The organism is Syntrophales bacterium (assembly GCA_023228425.1).
Taxonomy (GTDB): domain Bacteria; phylum Desulfobacterota; class Syntrophia; order Syntrophales; family UBA2210; genus MLS-D.
In genome coordinates this window covers 18,600-34,094 of the sequence record JALOBE010000025.1, presented here as the reverse complement: position 1 = coordinate 34,094, position 15,495 = coordinate 18,600, and the positions used below count along the sequence as shown (strand labels likewise).

Genomic DNA, 15,495 nt, shown 5'->3' with positions numbered 1-15,495 from the left:
GAACTTTGCCAAGCTGCTGCAGTGGGCAGCTGCTTTTTTGCGTCTAATTTTACAATGGCTTTCTGCTTGCCAAAAAATCGGTTCCTACAGAACCACTTTCTAAAAATGGGTTTTTCAGGATCGACTAATTAATGCTATACAGATTTTCAGGGTTCATTTTATACACTACATTTTCATGAGAGTACTGCGGGGATCGACGAGACGCCCAATTCTCTCAAGATTTCCTGTTGCTCTGTTGCCACCTCAGTGGGTAGTCATCTGTCTTGGAGCGACATCCAGGCTTGGCTGGACAACCCTGAGAACCTGTGGGGCTTGGGGCAGAGCAGCTACGCCGGCCTCAATAACCGGGTAGCGGTTGGACAAGAAGAAGATGGAGCTTCTCTTTATCTTGTATCAGCCGAGCGCTTACGCCTGCTGGTGGGTCGCAAGGCCCCGGAATACCCGAATTCCAAGCGTGCAGTGCGCGGCGAGTTTATATACAGAGGGGCGACATACCGCATGGATGTTACAGACCCCGTAGTTGAACGGAATTTCCTTGCACGTGATGACGGTCAATATGTCATACCAAGTCCAGTACTATGTATCAGCCTTGGCGACCCCTACCAAGGCTATTACTATAAACTTATAGCGGCTGTTCTGTACGCGGAGCGGTTCACATGAAATCAGAGATCTACACCATTGGCCATTCAAATTATGAAATTACCGTCTTCATGGATTTGTTGCGCCGGCATGACATTACCGCTCTCGGTGATGTTCGGTCACACCCATATAGCCGGTATGTGCCGCAATATTCACGAGAACCGTTGAAAACTGCGTTGACGGCAGCAGGCATCGCTTACGTTTTTCTCGGCAAAGAGTTAGGCGCACGGAGTGAAAATCCAGCCTGCTACAAACAAGGCAGAGTTCAGTATGAACGATTAGCCAAAGAGCCGATATTCCTTGAAGGAATCGATCGCGTAGTTCAAGGCATTAACCGGTACCGCATTGCGCTCATGTGCGCCGAGAAAGATCCTATCGAATGTCACAGGGCATTATTAGTGGCACGCAAGCTTTCCGAAACTGGCATCCCAGTCAATCACATCTTGACTGATGGCTCCCTGGAGTCTCATGAAGCCATGGAGTCTCGTCTTCTTGCCGTTTGGAAGCTATCGGAAGGCGACATGTTTAAAAGCCGAGAGGAATTCATGGCTGATGCCTATTTAATGCAAGGTGAGCGTGTTGCATATCAGGACGAGACAATGGCCAAAGAAGAACGGGTTGCGGTGTCATGAAAATATTTACTATAGGTTTTACAAAAAAAAGCGCGGAGCAGTTCTTTACTCGCCTAAAGCAGCCGGGGCTTATTCGCGTTGTCGATGCCCGTCTCAATAATGTCTCACAGCTGGCGGGATTTACAAAAAAGAACGACTTAAAGTTTTTCCTCCGTGAAATCTGCAAGATCGATTATGTTCATTTGCCGGAATTAGCGCCGACCCAAGATATTCTCGATGCCTACAAAAAGAATGGCGGTGACTGGGCTACTTACGAACTGCAGTTCTTATCATTGATGGCCGCACGCCACATAGAAGATAAGGTCGATAAGAGCATTCTTGATGGTGGGTGCCTACTTTGCAGCGAGACCACACCCGAGCATTGTCATCGCAGACTTGTCGCTGAATATTTGCACAGGGAATGGGATGATGTCGAAATTGTTCATCTATAAGAAACCTGCCATTGCGCTGCACTCGGACGCGCCAAAAGCGGCTCTTCGCTTGCGTTTGGCGCGCCGGTGAGCTTGAACGTTCGGCCCAAGAAAACAGAGGCAACATTCCCTATTTTTTCTCTCTATGGTATTTTATGTTTGAACAAGATTGCAGGGAGGACACGGAATGGAAACAAGACTGAAAATGATCTATTGGAAAGGGGAAAAGTTTTGGGTGGGTAAGCTTTTTGAACATCCAGAAATCATGACTCAGGGCGAAACGCTTGAAGAACTAGAAGAAAACATGAAAGATGCCTATATGTTGATGGCTACAAATAGGGGGACGTACTTACCTATTTAACTTACTCCCGCTGTCCCCGCCCCCGCCGGGTCACAGACCGGCTCTGAAGGCGTCAAGAACAACCCGGACCATCAGAAAACAGCGAAACAACAAGGGATGACACAGCCTTCCTTTTCATGGGTCCGTGCCTCCACGGAAGGGAAACGATTCCTCGTCGCCCTCCGGAATAACGGACATCAAAGGCCCTATGAAACGACGCCCCCACCCGCTTCTCATCGCTCGGTATCTGCCGGCAGCGAAGCGTTCAATGCTCTATGAACGAATCAGCAGGCTTGCAGCGATTGGGAGGGTACACCCGGGAAAAGGTTCCATGCCGTCCCGGAATCTCCTTGATCGGGGCAGGAACAGATACTGTCATCACAGAGAGTCGTTCCATACCCTACGGGCGGACGACTAGACGAGGCCCCGTGGAGTTCACCGGAAGGCACACCGGCCCGCGGAGGGATAGAACCGGGTCACGCGGTCCTCATCATCATCGACGCCGTCGCCGTAACCACGGGTATCACCTGCCGGCTGCGTACAGGCTCCTCTCCTTGTCCAAGAGTCTCAAGGAGACCGGGGCTTCTGGAAAGGCTTCACCGACGGCGTGGAGCATGTTGAAGGAATGATCGCTCCGGTCACGAACCTTGCGGCGGAAGTCATTATACTCTCCATGAACCGACGGCTTTTTCATCTAAATCATTGCTTAAACGAGCAGTTCGGTGTAGATAGACACTCGGATACCGCCCTGCCCTAAAGGATCAGCGAGTTGGAGAAATGATACAGTTTTTCATTGGAACGAAAGCACAGTTCATAAAAATGGCTCCCATTATGGCGGAACTCCAGCACAGGAATATTGCCTTTCGTTATATTGACAGTGGTCAACACGGGGACTTTACCCGATCTCTCAGGCAAGTTTTTAAAATTCGAGAGCCGGATTTCAGTTTTAGTGACAATAAGCGTGATATTACGAGTATAGCATCTGCTTTGCGATGGGCTGTTCGGCTTAGTTCTTACTGTATTTTTGGAAAAAAGTGGCTACGAGAAAAAGTGTTTCCCGGTGGAGGCATATGCCTTGTACACGGTGACACTATGAGCACACTTCTTGGCGTTTCGCTGGCTCGGGCAGCTGGGCTTGAGGTGGGACATGTTGAAGCGGGGCTACGAAGCTATGACTACCTTCACCCTTTCCCGGAAGAACTGATCCGCGTCTACTGCATGAAGCGTTGCAATGTTTTGTTCGCACCCTCCGCAGACGCTTTGAGCCATCTGAATCAAATGAATGTTCCGGGAAAAGTGATCCCCGTTGATGGGAACACCGTAGTCGACGCGCTACATTTCGCTGAAACTGTGCCTGCTACAATATCTATACCGCAAGAACCCTATGCCCTCGCTGCATGCCACAGGCTTGAAACGATCACAAACCGCAACCGCCTTGAACGAGTGGTTTCACTCATAAATCGTGTGTCTGAAGAATTACCTGTGATCTTCGTAACGCACAAGCCTACACGCAGATACCTCACTCGATACAATCTGCACAATAGACTGTCTTCGGACGTGAAAATCATGGAGATGCAGGATTACGTAAGCTTCACGGCCCTGATGCGTAACGCGAAAATGGTACTCGCTGATGGGGGAAGCATCCAGGAAGAATGCAGTTACCTGTGTAAGCCCTGTTTGGTGCTGAGAAATAAAACAGAACGTTGCGACGGAATCGGAATTAACGCCATGCTATGGGGGTTCAAAAATCAGATGCTGGAAGAATTCCTCGCAATGGCAAAGGACTTCAGGCCGGTTCCGATAGATTTGCCTAGACCTTCGAAGCAGATTGCAGATTATTTAATCCACTCTTGCGGCATAGCACATGGCAATTCATTGTCTGCTGAAACAATCAAAAAATATCGGTCTGCTCCCTAATTCCGGGGTAAAGTTAATCCTTTTACCGTTTCCTCTCAATATTTTGTTTTCAACCACAAATCTGAGATGCATTTTGGCCCGGTCGGCAGGACCGACAATGTCAACGGAACAATTTGACTGGGAAGTGCTGGCGGGGAAGTACGGCGACCTGTTCAAAGATATCCTTCGATGCTGACAGTTGCCTGTGGCGATCTCGCATTCACAGCCGGCGTGCGAAATTTGTGAACCCTGCCGACGAGCTATTCTGCCACTGCTACGATCTCTTTTCTCAGGACAAAATATGCAGGTATCGCCATGATGGCAACCAGAACAATGCTGAACAATCTGTCCATAAGAGCGACAGCCGCAACAATTTCCATATCGAGTCCAAGCATCCAGGCCACTGATATCAGGGCACCTTCTCGAACACCGATCCCACCCGGTATGAGGGGAACAAGAAAGCCGAACTCGCTTATAGCCGCAAGCAGGAGTATCTCCTGAACGCCGAGATTCAGGTTCGTTCCCAGAAAAAACAACAGCCACAATCGAATACAGCGCAATAACAGTATCCCGCCGTAGGAGACAAACAAGCGAGACAAAAGCTGACCATGCCCCTCAAACAATCGAAGGGATCGCTCCATTGTATCCAGACGGCGCCGCACACCTGCCGGCAGGAAGACAAGCACGACCGAGCCCTTGGCAATTATCGCAATGGAAAGACTGGTTATCAAAACCGAAAGAACTGCCACGGGTACAAAGGAGTTTCCCAGCTTGTCGGCCCCGAGAATAATTGAGCCCGTTGCAAAAATTCCCGTTGCCGCGAGAGAAAGAAAATATAAAGGGGACGATAAAGCCCCAAGCTCTCCCCAGGCGAGACCGCAGTGTCTTTTGCAGTAGGCCGCAATGAGCGTGATGCCCGACAGGGGAATCATCTGATTGAAAAAAGTGCGCAACCATCCGAGCCAGAAAGCCGACATTCGACGCATTGTGACTCCGAGTAACTGAATCGGCCGCACAAACACTTCCACCATCAAAAGCCGGGCAAGAAAAGTAGTAATCAGCCATGGAATTACAATCTTCGGGGAAAAATAAAAAATAAATGCAAGTGCGCCCGATTTGCACACTTGCATTAATATCAGTCCGAAAAGAGTCAGCCCGAGGAGCCAGGATAGCCACAGGACCACCCGAGAATAGTTTTTAGTTGAGTTATTCTTCATAGAAACTCGGAATTAGAGATGTCACCGTTTTCCCGACAAGTGATCGGATTTCTGCCATGATGGCTGATGAAAGCGAAGGTTGCCCGTCACGAATCCGTTCACCTGTGCTTTTGCTTTGGTATTTCAACAGACAGATCACACCTTCACAAAATCCTGACAATCCCAAACCAACAGCACGAATTCTATGATGCTTCAATGCTATAAGCATGCTGGCAATGTGCAGTTTATTCTTCCAGTGATAATGGTTTGATCGAGGTTCGAAGTCGACCACCCTCACCCGTGGTTGACCGTCATACTGTTCCACTAGAAAGTTGTTGGGATTCAGATCGACAACTTGTGACAAAACAGCACTATCGGGTATTGGCGTCATTATCCCTTTGGGCCAGTGTAATGTGATTATTCGGCAACGATCCCATATCTTCGTGATCTGACCAGATATTAACTTGCGCTCCCTGATTGAGAAGGATTGGACATCGCCAACAATCTTTTTCCCTGCGATGAACGGAAAAATAATCGTATTCGATGATGGCATGGAGAGAGGCTGAACAGCCCACGTCTCCATAAGCTCTCGTCCTATATGATACTCCTGCATTAAGGATGTTTTTGAATGCAGAGCTTTTTTTACGAAATAGACACTCTCCCCTATCTTTCGTTTTTGAAACTCAACCGGTCCATTATTCTGTTCATTGATAATTGGCAATAGTCTCTGTTTTTTGCTACCGAAGTTTCGGGTATATTTTTCAGTTTCATCAGTGTCGGAGAAATTATCCCAGTTCATTCCGCCTGGTGCGCAAGAATTAGTCAGCTGAGCCTCACCCTTCATGTTGATGCACAGCAGCCAGCGTTTAACACCATGAATCCGGAAACGACCTATTACTTCGAAACCCGCAATCATTTCTTCTATTGATCGCAGCAAATAATAAATGTGTTCTTCATCGGTTTTAAAGTATTGGCGGAGCTTTCTTTGCCACGCCCACCTTCCACCTTCAGTAATGTGGCCTGTTTCAAAGAAAAGTTTACCCCTGCATGATTCGGCGATTTTTTGCAGCACCCGGACGGCTTCACTCAGACCATGCTTCCGCACTATGTGATGATGTACCGCACCATAAATAATTGCGTCATAATAGCCAGCCAAGGGCAGCTCGCAAATGTCGCCCTCTATTAATTTGAACCTCTCATCTGACAGCAGGTCTTTGTCAACGGTCGATCTGGAGAGTTCTATTCCCGTTATCTGATCTGCCTGTGTGCGTTCCAGAAGGAGTCGACTTGTCAATCCTTGGTTGCACCCTATATCCAGAATTGACCTTGCTTCGCCGAGACTGCCTATGATGGCAAGTGCACGATGCACAGTACGCGTATAATGTCTCGTGTGGTAATTTCCCGCATTGATCGATTTTCTTTTTTCAATAAAACGCTTTGTTCTTTTAAGCATTGTTAATGCGTCCGCCTTTTATCAAGATGTTGCAATCGGGGCATAAAATATTGCTGTTTTTACTCCCACACCAGATAATGCGGCCTGCTTTCGAGGGTGGGCAGGAATTCCCCGAACTCCTCCCTGGTCAGTACCAGGGGCCGGATTGTGCGGTTGATGGAGCGTTCGGTTGTGCGGGTCAGGTCGCAAATATTGTTAATCAACAGCATGTGCCACCTCTGTAACAATCCTGTAGGCGTGACCTTTCATTTTGTCATTTCGAGGAGCGCCTTAAGATCCGTCATTTCGAGGAGCGAAGCGACGAGAAATCCATGTCCCGAGCAAAGCGAGAGATCTTTAAGATTTCTCCCTACGGTCGAAATGACAAAGTTGGACGGTCGAAATGACACAATCGATAGGTTTTCAAAGGCCTCACACCCGATCCCCCTATATTCTCCTTTACGAAGGGGGACTTCCAACGGGCTTCACCCGATCCCCCTATATCCTGCCTTCCTTACGGGAAGGCGCTATGCCCTTCCCGGTTCCCCCCTTTATGAAAGGGGGGCCAGGGGGGATTTTACCTGCTAACGGTCCATCCCTGCCAACCTTTCAAGTCCCCTTACAAAAGGGGGACTTCCAACGGGCTTCGCCCGATCCCCCTATATCCCCCTTTACAAAAGGGGGATTTTCAACGGACTTCACCCCTCCCACACCAGATAATGCGGCCTGTTTTCGAGTGTGGGCAGGAATGCCTCGAATTCCTCCCTGGTCAGTACCAGGGAACGGATTTTGCGGTTGATGTAGCGCTCTGTTTTACGGGTCAGGTCGTTCAGGTGGTACCGGTCGATGTTCCCCACCAGGACCAGGTCCACGATGCCCGTGTCTTTTCCCTCGGCGTAGTCGTCGATGAGCCAGGCCTTTTCGAGGTCGCCCAGGCGGGTGAGGATGCTCTCCATGACCTGGTCGAGGCCCATGACCTTGCCCACCATGGAGCGCAGTTCCGGGAAGAGGGGGTGTTCGGTGTTCGCCTTGTAATACACGCTGCGGCCGTCTCGTTCGGAGGTGAGGAGCTGCGTTTTGGTAAGCTGGTTCAGCTCTTCCCGCACGGCGTTGGTGGACACCTGGAGTTCCGTGGCCAGTTCCCGGAGGTAGGCCCGGGTGCCGGGGTTGAAGAAGAGGCGCACCAGCAGGCCGATCCTGGTTTTTGATGAGATGAGTCCCGCGAAAAGGTCGGACATGCATTCCTCGTTATGAGTAGTTTTTCTACTCATAACATATCGGCACCGGGTGTCAAGGTTTTTTCTCGAAACTTCTTGTCACCGGGAATAATCTCCATGAGGTCTAAAAGATCCCTCGCTGTGATCGGGACATGGATTTCTCGTCGCTTCACTCCTCGAAATGACGGACCTTAGGGCGCTCCTCGAAATGACAAAGCTCAACGGTCTCCGGAAGCGTCGGCTTCCGGTACGTCGCAATCGATGCGTTCCGATGACCTTTATAGAACAACTATCGGTTGTGTCATTTCGACCGGAGGAAGAAATCGTACACATATCGATAGTAAAGAAAGATTTCTCGTCGCTTCGCTCCTCGAAATGACGGACCTTAAGGCGCTCCTCGAAATGACAACATTAAAGGTCTCACTCCTCGAAATGACAAAGCTCAACGGTCTCTGGAAGGGTGCCGCGGCGGGGTCACTCTCTGCCCGCGCTTCGGTCGTAGCGGAGTTGGGTGATCTGCTCGGAGACGAGGCCCACCATGAAGACGACGACGGACATGGTGATAAGCATGGCCGACGTCGGACCGTAACGGCCTCCCATGAAGACGATCCTGAAGAGGCCGTATCCCACACCGGTGAGGAACATGATGGCGCTTACGGGGAGGAATATGCGCAGAGGCGAGTAGAGGGTGGCGATCTTGACGATGATGAGCAGAAAGCGGGACCCGTCCCGGACCAGTTTGATTTTACTGTTTCCCACGCGGCGGCGTGCCTCGATGGGAACGTAGGCGAGGCTGTGCCCCGCCCTGACCATGGCCATGGTGATGGTCGTAGGGTATGAGAATGTGTTGGGGAGGAGGGAAACGAAGCCGCGGGCTATATCGCCTTGTATGGCCCTGAATCCCGAGGTCAGGTCCTTGATCGGTCGCTTGCATATGTATGACGCGAAGAGGTTATAAAACGCGTTTGCCAGGCGGCGGTGGAATGACGACTCCGAATCGCTTGTACGGGCAGCGACGACCATGTCGTAACGGCCGAGCGGCTCGAGCAGCCGTGGTATGTCGTGGGGATCATGCTGGCCGTCACCGTCCATGGTGACGATGATTTCCCCCGCGGCGTGGCGGATGCCCGTTTTCACGGCGGCACCGTTTCCGATGTTATAGGGGTGGGAGATGACCCGGGCACCCGCGTCGCGGGCGGCATCGGCCGTTCCATCGCCGGAACCGTCATCGACGACGATGATTTCATGGGACCTGCCTGCGCCGTCGAGGACGGCCCGGACCGTTGCGACGACGGAGCCGATCACCGCTTCCTCGCGGCAGGCGGGTATGATAACGCTGATCTCAGGCATGGCACACCCTTTCCTGTAACACCCCGGTACTCGTACACACCCTTCCCTGTCCCTGTACCTATACAGCAGGATGCCGATTTTGCAAGGGAAATCATGGCTCGACGGGAAGGCGCCGGCAAAATCTTGGAACACGGGATTCGTGACAAAGGCGGCGGGTGGCTGTTTCCATACCGACGGCTTGATTTTGGAGGACGCTTTAGTGTATAGAGCTCGTTCATTGAAACGCCAACACTTTTGAAACACTTTCTGTTTTGTCATTCCGGCCACACCGTGAAATTGTGTAAGGCAACGATAGTACAGGGGGATACCTCGTCTTGATGCTCCTCAAAATGACAAAATTCACCGTTTGAGGGCGGGACCGTAAACCGCCGAAGGGGGACAGCATGAAAAAATTCAGCAGGATGGTGCAAGGAGGGGTCGTTCAGGGCGTGACGGACCTGCACATTACAGGGGGACATCCCGTGGTGTACCGCCGGCACGGCAAAATCGCCTTCGACAAGAAAAACTCCTTCAGTCACGCCGAGGTTGACGGCCTGATTCACGGGCTGCTTACGGCGAAGCAGGAGGAAGAGCTGAGAAACAAGTGGTCCATCGACTTTGCCACCACGATCAGCAGGGTCAGGCTGCGCGTCAATATTTTCAGGACAACCCGGGGGTTGAGCATGGCCGTGCGTCTTCTCCCCGGTTTCATCCCCACCATCGAGGAGTTGAACCTGTACCCCGGTCTGAAGAATATCTGCCGGCTCTCGGAAGGACTGATCCTGATCTGCGGGCCTACCGGGTGCGGCAAAACCACGACCATAGCCTCCCTGATCAACGAGATCAACAAGACCAGGGGCCTTCACGTGATCACCCTTGAAGATCCCATCGAGTATCGGTTCGCCTCGGAACAGTCCTTTATCCAGCAGCGGGAACTCGACACCCATGTCCAGTCTTTCGAGCAGGGCCTGATCGACGTACTGCGGGAAGACCCCAACGTCATCGTCGTAGGCGAGCTGCGGGAGCCGGAAACGATCCGCCTGGCCCTGAATGCCGCCGAGTCGGGCCACCTGGTCATCGCCACCCTGCACGCCACCAACGTCGAGGACGCCATTTACCGGATCTGTAACTCCTTCAGCCTGAGCGTCCAGGAATTCGTGCGGTTCCAGTTGTCTTCGGCCCTGGCCTACGTGGTGGTCCAGCAACTGGTGTTTATGGAACGGATCGGCTTCAGTGTGCCGGTGCTGTCAATCATGTCCGCGACGACGGCTGTCAAAGGCAGCATCCGGGAAAACAAGATACACCAGCTTGAAAATGTTCTGCACATGAGCCGGAGCGAAGGCATGTTCTCCCGCCAGAGATACGTCGAGGAATACCTCGACGGGGTGAAGAAGTTTTTCCCTCCCAGCGCGATATTCAAACCCACCCCGGAATCCGATCCCGACCGGTATTTTGATCTTGCCGCCTTTGACCGGCGGCACGTTCCCCGGCCGCAGCCGCAACCCGGCGCGGAAGTCGCCAAAGCCCCCAAGGGGAAAGCCGGCGGGGTCGTTGTTCCCGCAGACTCCGGCGCGGACTGGACCCCCGCCATCGACTACCACGAATCGGAGAAAGACGGCGGGGAAGGAACGTACAAGATCGACGCCGGTGAAGACCTCGCCGATGTCCTGAAGGACCTCACCGGGAATGAGAGCTGAGCCCGTCGCGGGAGCGCTCATTCCTCCATGAGGGCTTTGAGAAAGAGGGAGACTTGTATTGAAAACCTGTCGATTGTGCCATTTCGACCTCTCTCCTGTCACTTCGACCGTTCCCCTGTCACTTCGAACGCATGTGAGAAGTCTGAAAGATCCCTCGCTTTGCCCGGGACAGGGATTTCTCGTCGCCATGCTCCTCGAAATGACACAATTTAATTAAAGGTCTCAGAGGAGAGTGACGGGGTATCCTCATGGAGAAATCCGGCCGGTCTGTTCGGACAGTTGATGCGCGGCAGTCACTCCTTATCCTGATAAAAACCAGCCGCCCGCCCCTCTGGATCGCCTTGCCCCTGGTGTTCTGCATGGGCCTTGCCTACGGGAGGGAGGGGCTCACTGATCCCTCCTTCCAGTTCACGCCCCTGCTGCTGGCGCAGATGTTTTTCCTGTCCTTCCCGTTCTGTTTCTTCACCTTCGGGTTGAATGACATCTACGATGAAGCCTCGGACAGGGCAAACCCCCGGAAAGGGGGGATCGGGGGAGTACGGCTGGAGCCCGCGTATCACGGGCTGGTAAAGAAAACTGCCCGGGCGGTGGGGGTTCTCTTCCTCTGTGTGTCGGCGGCCACCCTGAATCCCTTGAATATCCTGTTCTCCACGGCGCTGCTTGTCCTCGCCTACACCTACTCGGCGCCTCCCTGGCGCCTGAAGACCAGGCCCCCTCTCGACGTGGCGTCCGCAGGCATCCTGGGCTTCCTGGCCCCCTTTGCACTGGGCTTCAGCTTCGTGGATGATGCCCTGGCGCTTCCCGGACAGGCATACTATTTTACCCTCTGCGTCATGGGGTTTCATGCCTTCAGCACCATCATGGATCATGACGTCGACAAGGCCGCAGGCGACAGAACCTTCGCCGTGGCCTGCGGTAAACGGGCCGCCGCGCTGTTTCCGGCCGCCATATTCCTGTGCGGAATCTTCATGGTGAGGGAGTGGTACGTCGCGATGCTTTTCGCGGGCTGCCTTGCCCTGTCACTGCTTGTGGCCGCCTTTCCTTCGGAGAAAATGGCAAAGCATTCATTTCATGCCATGTTTCTCGGCGCGGTGGCCGCGGTCGCCGCCTGGATCGCTTTACAGGTCTTTCGATGAGCCATGGACAGAACACGACACGAGGGATAGGATAAAGGCTGTCCCCCGTATCGTTGCGAACCCATCAATACTGTAGAGGCGAGGTGAATCCCCGGGTTCCCCCCGTTGTTGCTCCCACCAGCTGAATACCGAAATCATCAAAATAGGTATTTAAGTTCATTCCAGAACCGAAGGTGTGCAGCCCAATTTCACTTTGCGTGTGGTTGGCAAGATTGTGAGTAGTATATTGAGTTGTGCGCACAATGGCATTCGGCTCTTCAGCAGTGCCGGCAAGCCAGACCGAGGAGGAAAAATTGGGATTGATAACCCAGTTCTGTATCAGCGTGAAGTAATCATATGGAATATTGGCTGCTTGATCGTCTGACCACCCTTCTTCAGGCGGCCAGCGTACGTCTCCTGCCTGTACAGGGCTTCTCCATCTCAAATTTCCGAAGCGTTCAGCATCCAGGGGTGATCCGTCAGGGGTTCCATGCTGGTTCGTGTCGCCCACATACACCCTGATGTCGTTAACATTGCCGTCCGGAGTATCAATTTTCTCTTCGATCCGCAGTACGATCGTTGTCCAGTCCTTAACTGTCTCAGTGCCGGGATTCAATATGTCCGTAAGCGCTTCAAGGGAAACAAAACGCGCGCTGAAGTCGGCGTTGGGACGATATACATCGAGAAATTCATTCGTTGAAAAAGTACCTTCCGTTTGTTCAATGGATAACTCTCCTCTATAATAGTAAGGACTAAAGACGCTGTCCCGGTATCTTGTACGAGCCCCTACAGAAGTCACGCGGGCACGGGCATCGCTGTTTCTGCCGCAGATGATATCACCTGCCACAATGATTAATGTAGTGCTGTCCGTTCCCCTGTCGTAGGTAATTGAGGTGTCAGACGCAGTCTGAACCCGCGCAGTTACACTGCCTTGCAATACAAGTTGATGGAGCGGTTCATTTGCCTGAAATGTTGAATATCGTCGAGATAAAACAAGCGATCCCGTGGTACCACCGTCTGTCGTGCCCACTGCTTTCACATTGGCCCGGGCACCGCTGTTCCCTCCACGGATGAAATAACTGTTTTCACCATTAACGAAGCGGGGGGGGTGGCCAGAGTTGAAGAGTATTGTGTCGGTAATGGCTTTATAGGCGATCCATTCAAGTCCGGGTGACTGATTCTCGACTTTCCTCCACAAAACTATGAGGGGCATGTTGTCAACAGGCACTAGTGAATTATCAATGCCGTCTCGGTCCGTACAGAAAAAGAGAGTGCAATTGGAACCGGTTCTACCACGCTGCAGCGATACCCCGAGGCTTGAGAGGCCATCTATCGATTGACTCGACAGATTCATGCGGAAATTCGCTCCGACCATGAAATATTGCTGTTGAGGCACCTTAACCTTTACCTGGGCATCGTAACTTAAAGTCTTGTTGTGGGCATTCCAAGATGCCCAGAAATTTGCAAGACGGCCCGGTTTCAAGGCAATCAGACTCAAGAAGAGATCTTGGGCCAGAACAATACCAGTAGAACTTCTATATTCGTATGATGAGTCTAAACGCAAGGCGCTTTGTGCCGTTGTATCGCCTGTCACGGTTCCACCTGATTGGGATCGTATGCTGTGCGTGCCGAAAACAGGTTGCCAATTAGTTGGTTGCGTACCTGAAGAACCATCAAATGTATCTGTTGCAGTTGTTTTTGTGCCGTCTGAGCCCGGGTTAACAACATCGACGGGGGTGATATAGGTCAACGTTCTGCGTACGTTTCCCGCAACACCAGTGGAAACGATTCGAAAGAAGTCAGTTGGAATAATGCGAGAATCCGTTTCCACGCTGAATTGATCGTTATTGTCAGGATATTTAGAATTATATATGCCATGCAATGTCGTCGTAGTGGTACCATCGACCCGGTAATCATAGACATAAACAACCGGATTGCCCTCGATCATAAATTTACCGTTTCTTTCGGGCATGAAAAATGATCCCGCTCCTGCTGAGGGATTGTGTAATGCCAGTGTGGCATTTGTGCCGGGTGTAATGTTTCCGGCAGCAGCTGGACGTGCAATAACGGTGATGGACGTCCAGGCCGGTAAAACCGTCAGAGGGGCACGGACCACGAGAGGACTTTCAAGCGTAAACGTGTTGCCGGAAAAATTCGAATATTCATAGGTATCCACGTATGTCGTATAATCTGCTGATGCGTCCGGCCGCGATTGGCTTCTGATCTGGAGATGACCCGATCCCGGAACTGAAAAACCGGCCGGCGTGGCACCGGCAAACCTGACGTTCAGGGCCGTAACTCCGTTTGCGTGAGTACCCGATGTAACACAATGAAAGGGGATAACTGCAAGTTCAATCGTTCCTCCGGGGGACAACGACAATATCCGACCGTTCAAGTTGTCTGCCATTTGGTTCTGATCATTGTTAAGGCCGTTGTTGCCTGAATCTGTTACTGTCAGATATTCGGCGGCCGCGTAACGAAAACCTGATTCCGCAAGATAGTAAGCAGCTTTTGAAATATGGCCGCTTGCGCCTGATATGACTGATGTTGACGTCATGGAATACATGGCAGCCCCCAAGACAGACATAATCACCATGGTGGCTATGATGCCAATCAGAACTGATCCCTTTTCAGTTTGTTTAAATAGCTTTGTTTTCATAAAAGTTGCCTCTCTTTATCAAGGTTCCAAAAGGACCGGCGCTTGACGGCGTACCTTGAAAGCCAAGCTGCGATCACAATGAAAAGGATTATGCATAGCATGGTTTCTTTAGCATACAGCAAAAGAAACGACAGGCCGACCACAGGAGCAAGCATGATTCTTGCGATCACTTGTCGGCTGGGCTTGTCGTTAATCAGCTCCGCCAACGAAGGACTTTTGTCATAGTACAAACGAACTGCGGATCGACCACCGGGCCAAGTCATGAGATATCGGTCCCTGAACTGCTTAAGTATGATGACCCTGGGGTCAAACGAGTTACCATAGGCGGCGGTGGCGACGAAACACCCTGGGCTGATCTGAGGCAGGTCGTCAGGGGTTGGCGGTGCCGGACCTCCGATGTTTCCGTTATTGCGTGGATGCACTACCGTATTAAAGACAAAGTCGGAACCCTCTCCCGCACCGCTCAAGGTAAGATTGACAATGATATGAGATAGTTCATTGATATTATCGCCGACATTCCAAACATCAGCTCCGCTCATATATTGAAAGCTCAATGACTCGACCTGGTCAATCAAAACATCGCCGTTCCGGTGGCTTGGGGTTGTAGTATGACCACCACTTGCGAGCAGGATGTTCTGGCCGTCAAGACCAATGGCGGTGGATGTCCATACTTTGTGAAAAGCGATGGAAGAAACCTGCGCATTCGCTGCAGCATTTGGTATATCCCGAAGGTCAATTAATTCCCTCGACATCCTCGCGAGGGCGACTTGAGCCTTCCCGGCAACCTCGGTATTGTCTCTAACAAAGAGATATCCTTTTACCCCGGAAACGATTCCAATGCCGGCAACAGCAGCTAGAATTCCGACAAGAACAAGGGTTACGATGATCTCAATAAGGGTGAATCCGGACTCGTTCTTCATGGCGAGCTCCTAT

At 51.7% G+C, this 15,495-nt stretch carries 13 protein-coding genes; 6 read left to right on the top strand and 7 right to left on the bottom strand.

From position 1 onward, the window contains the following. The first annotated feature begins 656 nt into the window (after window positions 1-656). From M0Q23_09280 to M0Q23_09265, 4 genes are all read left to right on the top strand, one after another. Entirely contained in the window at window positions 657-1,271 is a 615-nt protein-coding gene (locus M0Q23_09280) for a DUF488 domain-containing protein (protein ID MCK9528812.1), read from the top strand. After that, a complete protein-coding gene (locus M0Q23_09275; GenBank protein ID MCK9528811.1) occupies window positions 1,268-1,702 on the top strand; it encodes a DUF488 domain-containing protein in 435 nt (144 codons plus the stop codon). The genes M0Q23_09280 and M0Q23_09275 overlap by 4 nt, the downstream gene beginning before the upstream one ends. Window positions 1,703-1,868: 166 nt before the next feature. Beyond that, window positions 1,869-2,042, top strand: coding sequence for a type II toxin-antitoxin system HicB family antitoxin (locus M0Q23_09270; protein MCK9528810.1), 174 nt, complete (start codon window positions 1,869-1,871; stop codon window positions 2,040-2,042). A 756-nt stretch (window positions 2,043-2,798) separates the two neighbouring features. Next, window positions 2,799-3,938, top strand: coding sequence for a UDP-N-acetylglucosamine 2-epimerase (locus M0Q23_09265; protein MCK9528809.1), 1,140 nt, complete (start codon window positions 2,799-2,801; stop codon window positions 3,936-3,938). Window positions 3,939-4,177: 239 nt separating this feature from the next. Here M0Q23_09265 and M0Q23_09260 read toward each other — a convergent pair whose 3' ends face one another. The 5 genes from M0Q23_09260 to M0Q23_09240 form a co-directional block, all read right to left on the bottom strand. After that, entirely contained in the window at window positions 4,178-5,047 is an 870-nt protein-coding gene (locus M0Q23_09260) for a flippase-like domain-containing protein (GenBank protein ID MCK9528808.1), read from the bottom strand. 76 nt (window positions 5,048-5,123) lie between these two features. Continuing rightward, window positions 5,124-6,566 (bottom strand): class I SAM-dependent methyltransferase, encoded by a 1,443-nt coding sequence (locus tag M0Q23_09255; protein ID MCK9528807.1) that lies wholly within the window; start codon window positions 6,564-6,566, stop codon window positions 5,124-5,126. Between the two features lie 59 nt (window positions 6,567-6,625). Then, the gene (locus M0Q23_09250; GenBank protein ID MCK9528806.1) at window positions 6,626-6,769 is read right to left on the bottom strand and encodes a hypothetical protein; all 144 of its coding nucleotides are present in this window, start codon (window positions 6,767-6,769) and stop codon (window positions 6,626-6,628) included. Window positions 6,770-7,243: 474 nt separating this feature from the next. Further along, window positions 7,244-7,783 carry a winged helix-turn-helix domain-containing protein gene (locus M0Q23_09245; GenBank protein MCK9528805.1) on the bottom strand — a complete coding sequence of 180 codons (540 nt, stop codon included), beginning with the start codon at window positions 7,781-7,783 and terminating at the stop codon, window positions 7,244-7,246. Window positions 7,784-8,236: 453 nt separating this feature from the next. Beyond that, a complete protein-coding gene (locus M0Q23_09240; protein ID MCK9528804.1) occupies window positions 8,237-9,112 on the bottom strand; it encodes a glycosyltransferase family 2 protein in 876 nt (291 codons plus the stop codon). Window positions 9,113-9,495: 383 nt separating this feature from the next. Between M0Q23_09240 and tadA the strand changes: the two genes are divergently transcribed. Together tadA and M0Q23_09230 are read left to right on the top strand one after the other, a co-directional pair. Further along, complete coding sequence (gene tadA / locus M0Q23_09235) at window positions 9,496-10,788, top strand: Flp pilus assembly complex ATPase component TadA (protein MCK9528803.1); 1,293 nt, start codon at window positions 9,496-9,498, stop codon at window positions 10,786-10,788. Between the two features lie 248 nt (window positions 10,789-11,036). Next, a complete protein-coding gene (locus M0Q23_09230) occupies window positions 11,037-11,924 on the top strand; it encodes a UbiA family prenyltransferase (protein ID MCK9528802.1) in 888 nt (295 codons plus the stop codon). Between the two features lie 64 nt (window positions 11,925-11,988). On the opposite strand, the gene M0Q23_09225 is transcribed toward M0Q23_09230, so the two are convergent. Beyond that, window positions 11,989-14,562: a pilus assembly PilX N-terminal domain-containing protein gene (locus M0Q23_09225; protein MCK9528801.1), complete on the bottom strand. Its 2,574-nt coding sequence runs from the start codon at window positions 14,560-14,562 to the stop codon at window positions 11,989-11,991. Continuing rightward, window positions 14,559-15,482: a prepilin-type N-terminal cleavage/methylation domain-containing protein gene (locus M0Q23_09220; protein MCK9528800.1), complete on the bottom strand. Its 924-nt coding sequence runs from the start codon at window positions 15,480-15,482 to the stop codon at window positions 14,559-14,561. The genes M0Q23_09225 and M0Q23_09220 overlap by 4 nt, the downstream gene beginning before the upstream one ends. Between the last annotated feature and the right edge of the window lie 13 nt (window positions 15,483-15,495).

Excerpts from the sequence above, each read along its gene's own strand:
- M0Q23_09275 (MCK9528811.1), top strand. The coding sequence starts at position 1,268 with ATGAAAATATTTACTATAGGTTTTACAAAAAAAAGCGCGGAGCAGTTC.
- M0Q23_09225 (MCK9528801.1), bottom strand. The coding sequence starts at position 14,562 with ATGAAAACAAAGCTATTTAAACAAACTGAAAAGGGATCAGTTCTGATT.
- M0Q23_09265 (MCK9528809.1), top strand. The coding sequence starts at position 2,799 with ATGATACAGTTTTTCATTGGAACGAAAGCACAGTTCATAAAAATGGCT.
- M0Q23_09280 (MCK9528812.1), top strand. The coding sequence starts at position 657 with ATGAAATCAGAGATCTACACCATTGGCCATTCAAATTATGAAATTACC.
- M0Q23_09220 (MCK9528800.1), bottom strand. The coding sequence starts at position 15,482 with ATGAAGAACGAGTCCGGATTCACCCTTATTGAGATCATCGTAACCCTT.
- M0Q23_09260 (MCK9528808.1), bottom strand. The coding sequence starts at position 5,047 with ATGCAAGTGTGCAAATCGGGCGCACTTGCATTTATTTTTTATTTTTCC.
- tadA (MCK9528803.1), top strand. The coding sequence starts at position 9,496 with ATGAAAAAATTCAGCAGGATGGTGCAAGGAGGGGTCGTTCAGGGCGTG.
- M0Q23_09230 (MCK9528802.1), top strand. The coding sequence starts at position 11,037 with ATGGAGAAATCCGGCCGGTCTGTTCGGACAGTTGATGCGCGGCAGTCA.
- M0Q23_09245 (MCK9528805.1), bottom strand. The coding sequence starts at position 7,783 with ATGTCCGACCTTTTCGCGGGACTCATCTCATCAAAAACCAGGATCGGC.
- M0Q23_09270 (MCK9528810.1), top strand. The coding sequence starts at position 1,869 with ATGGAAACAAGACTGAAAATGATCTATTGGAAAGGGGAAAAGTTTTGG.
- M0Q23_09255 (MCK9528807.1), bottom strand. The coding sequence starts at position 6,566 with ATGCTTAAAAGAACAAAGCGTTTTATTGAAAAAAGAAAATCGATCAAT.
- M0Q23_09240 (MCK9528804.1), bottom strand. The coding sequence starts at position 9,112 with ATGCCTGAGATCAGCGTTATCATACCCGCCTGCCGCGAGGAAGCGGTG.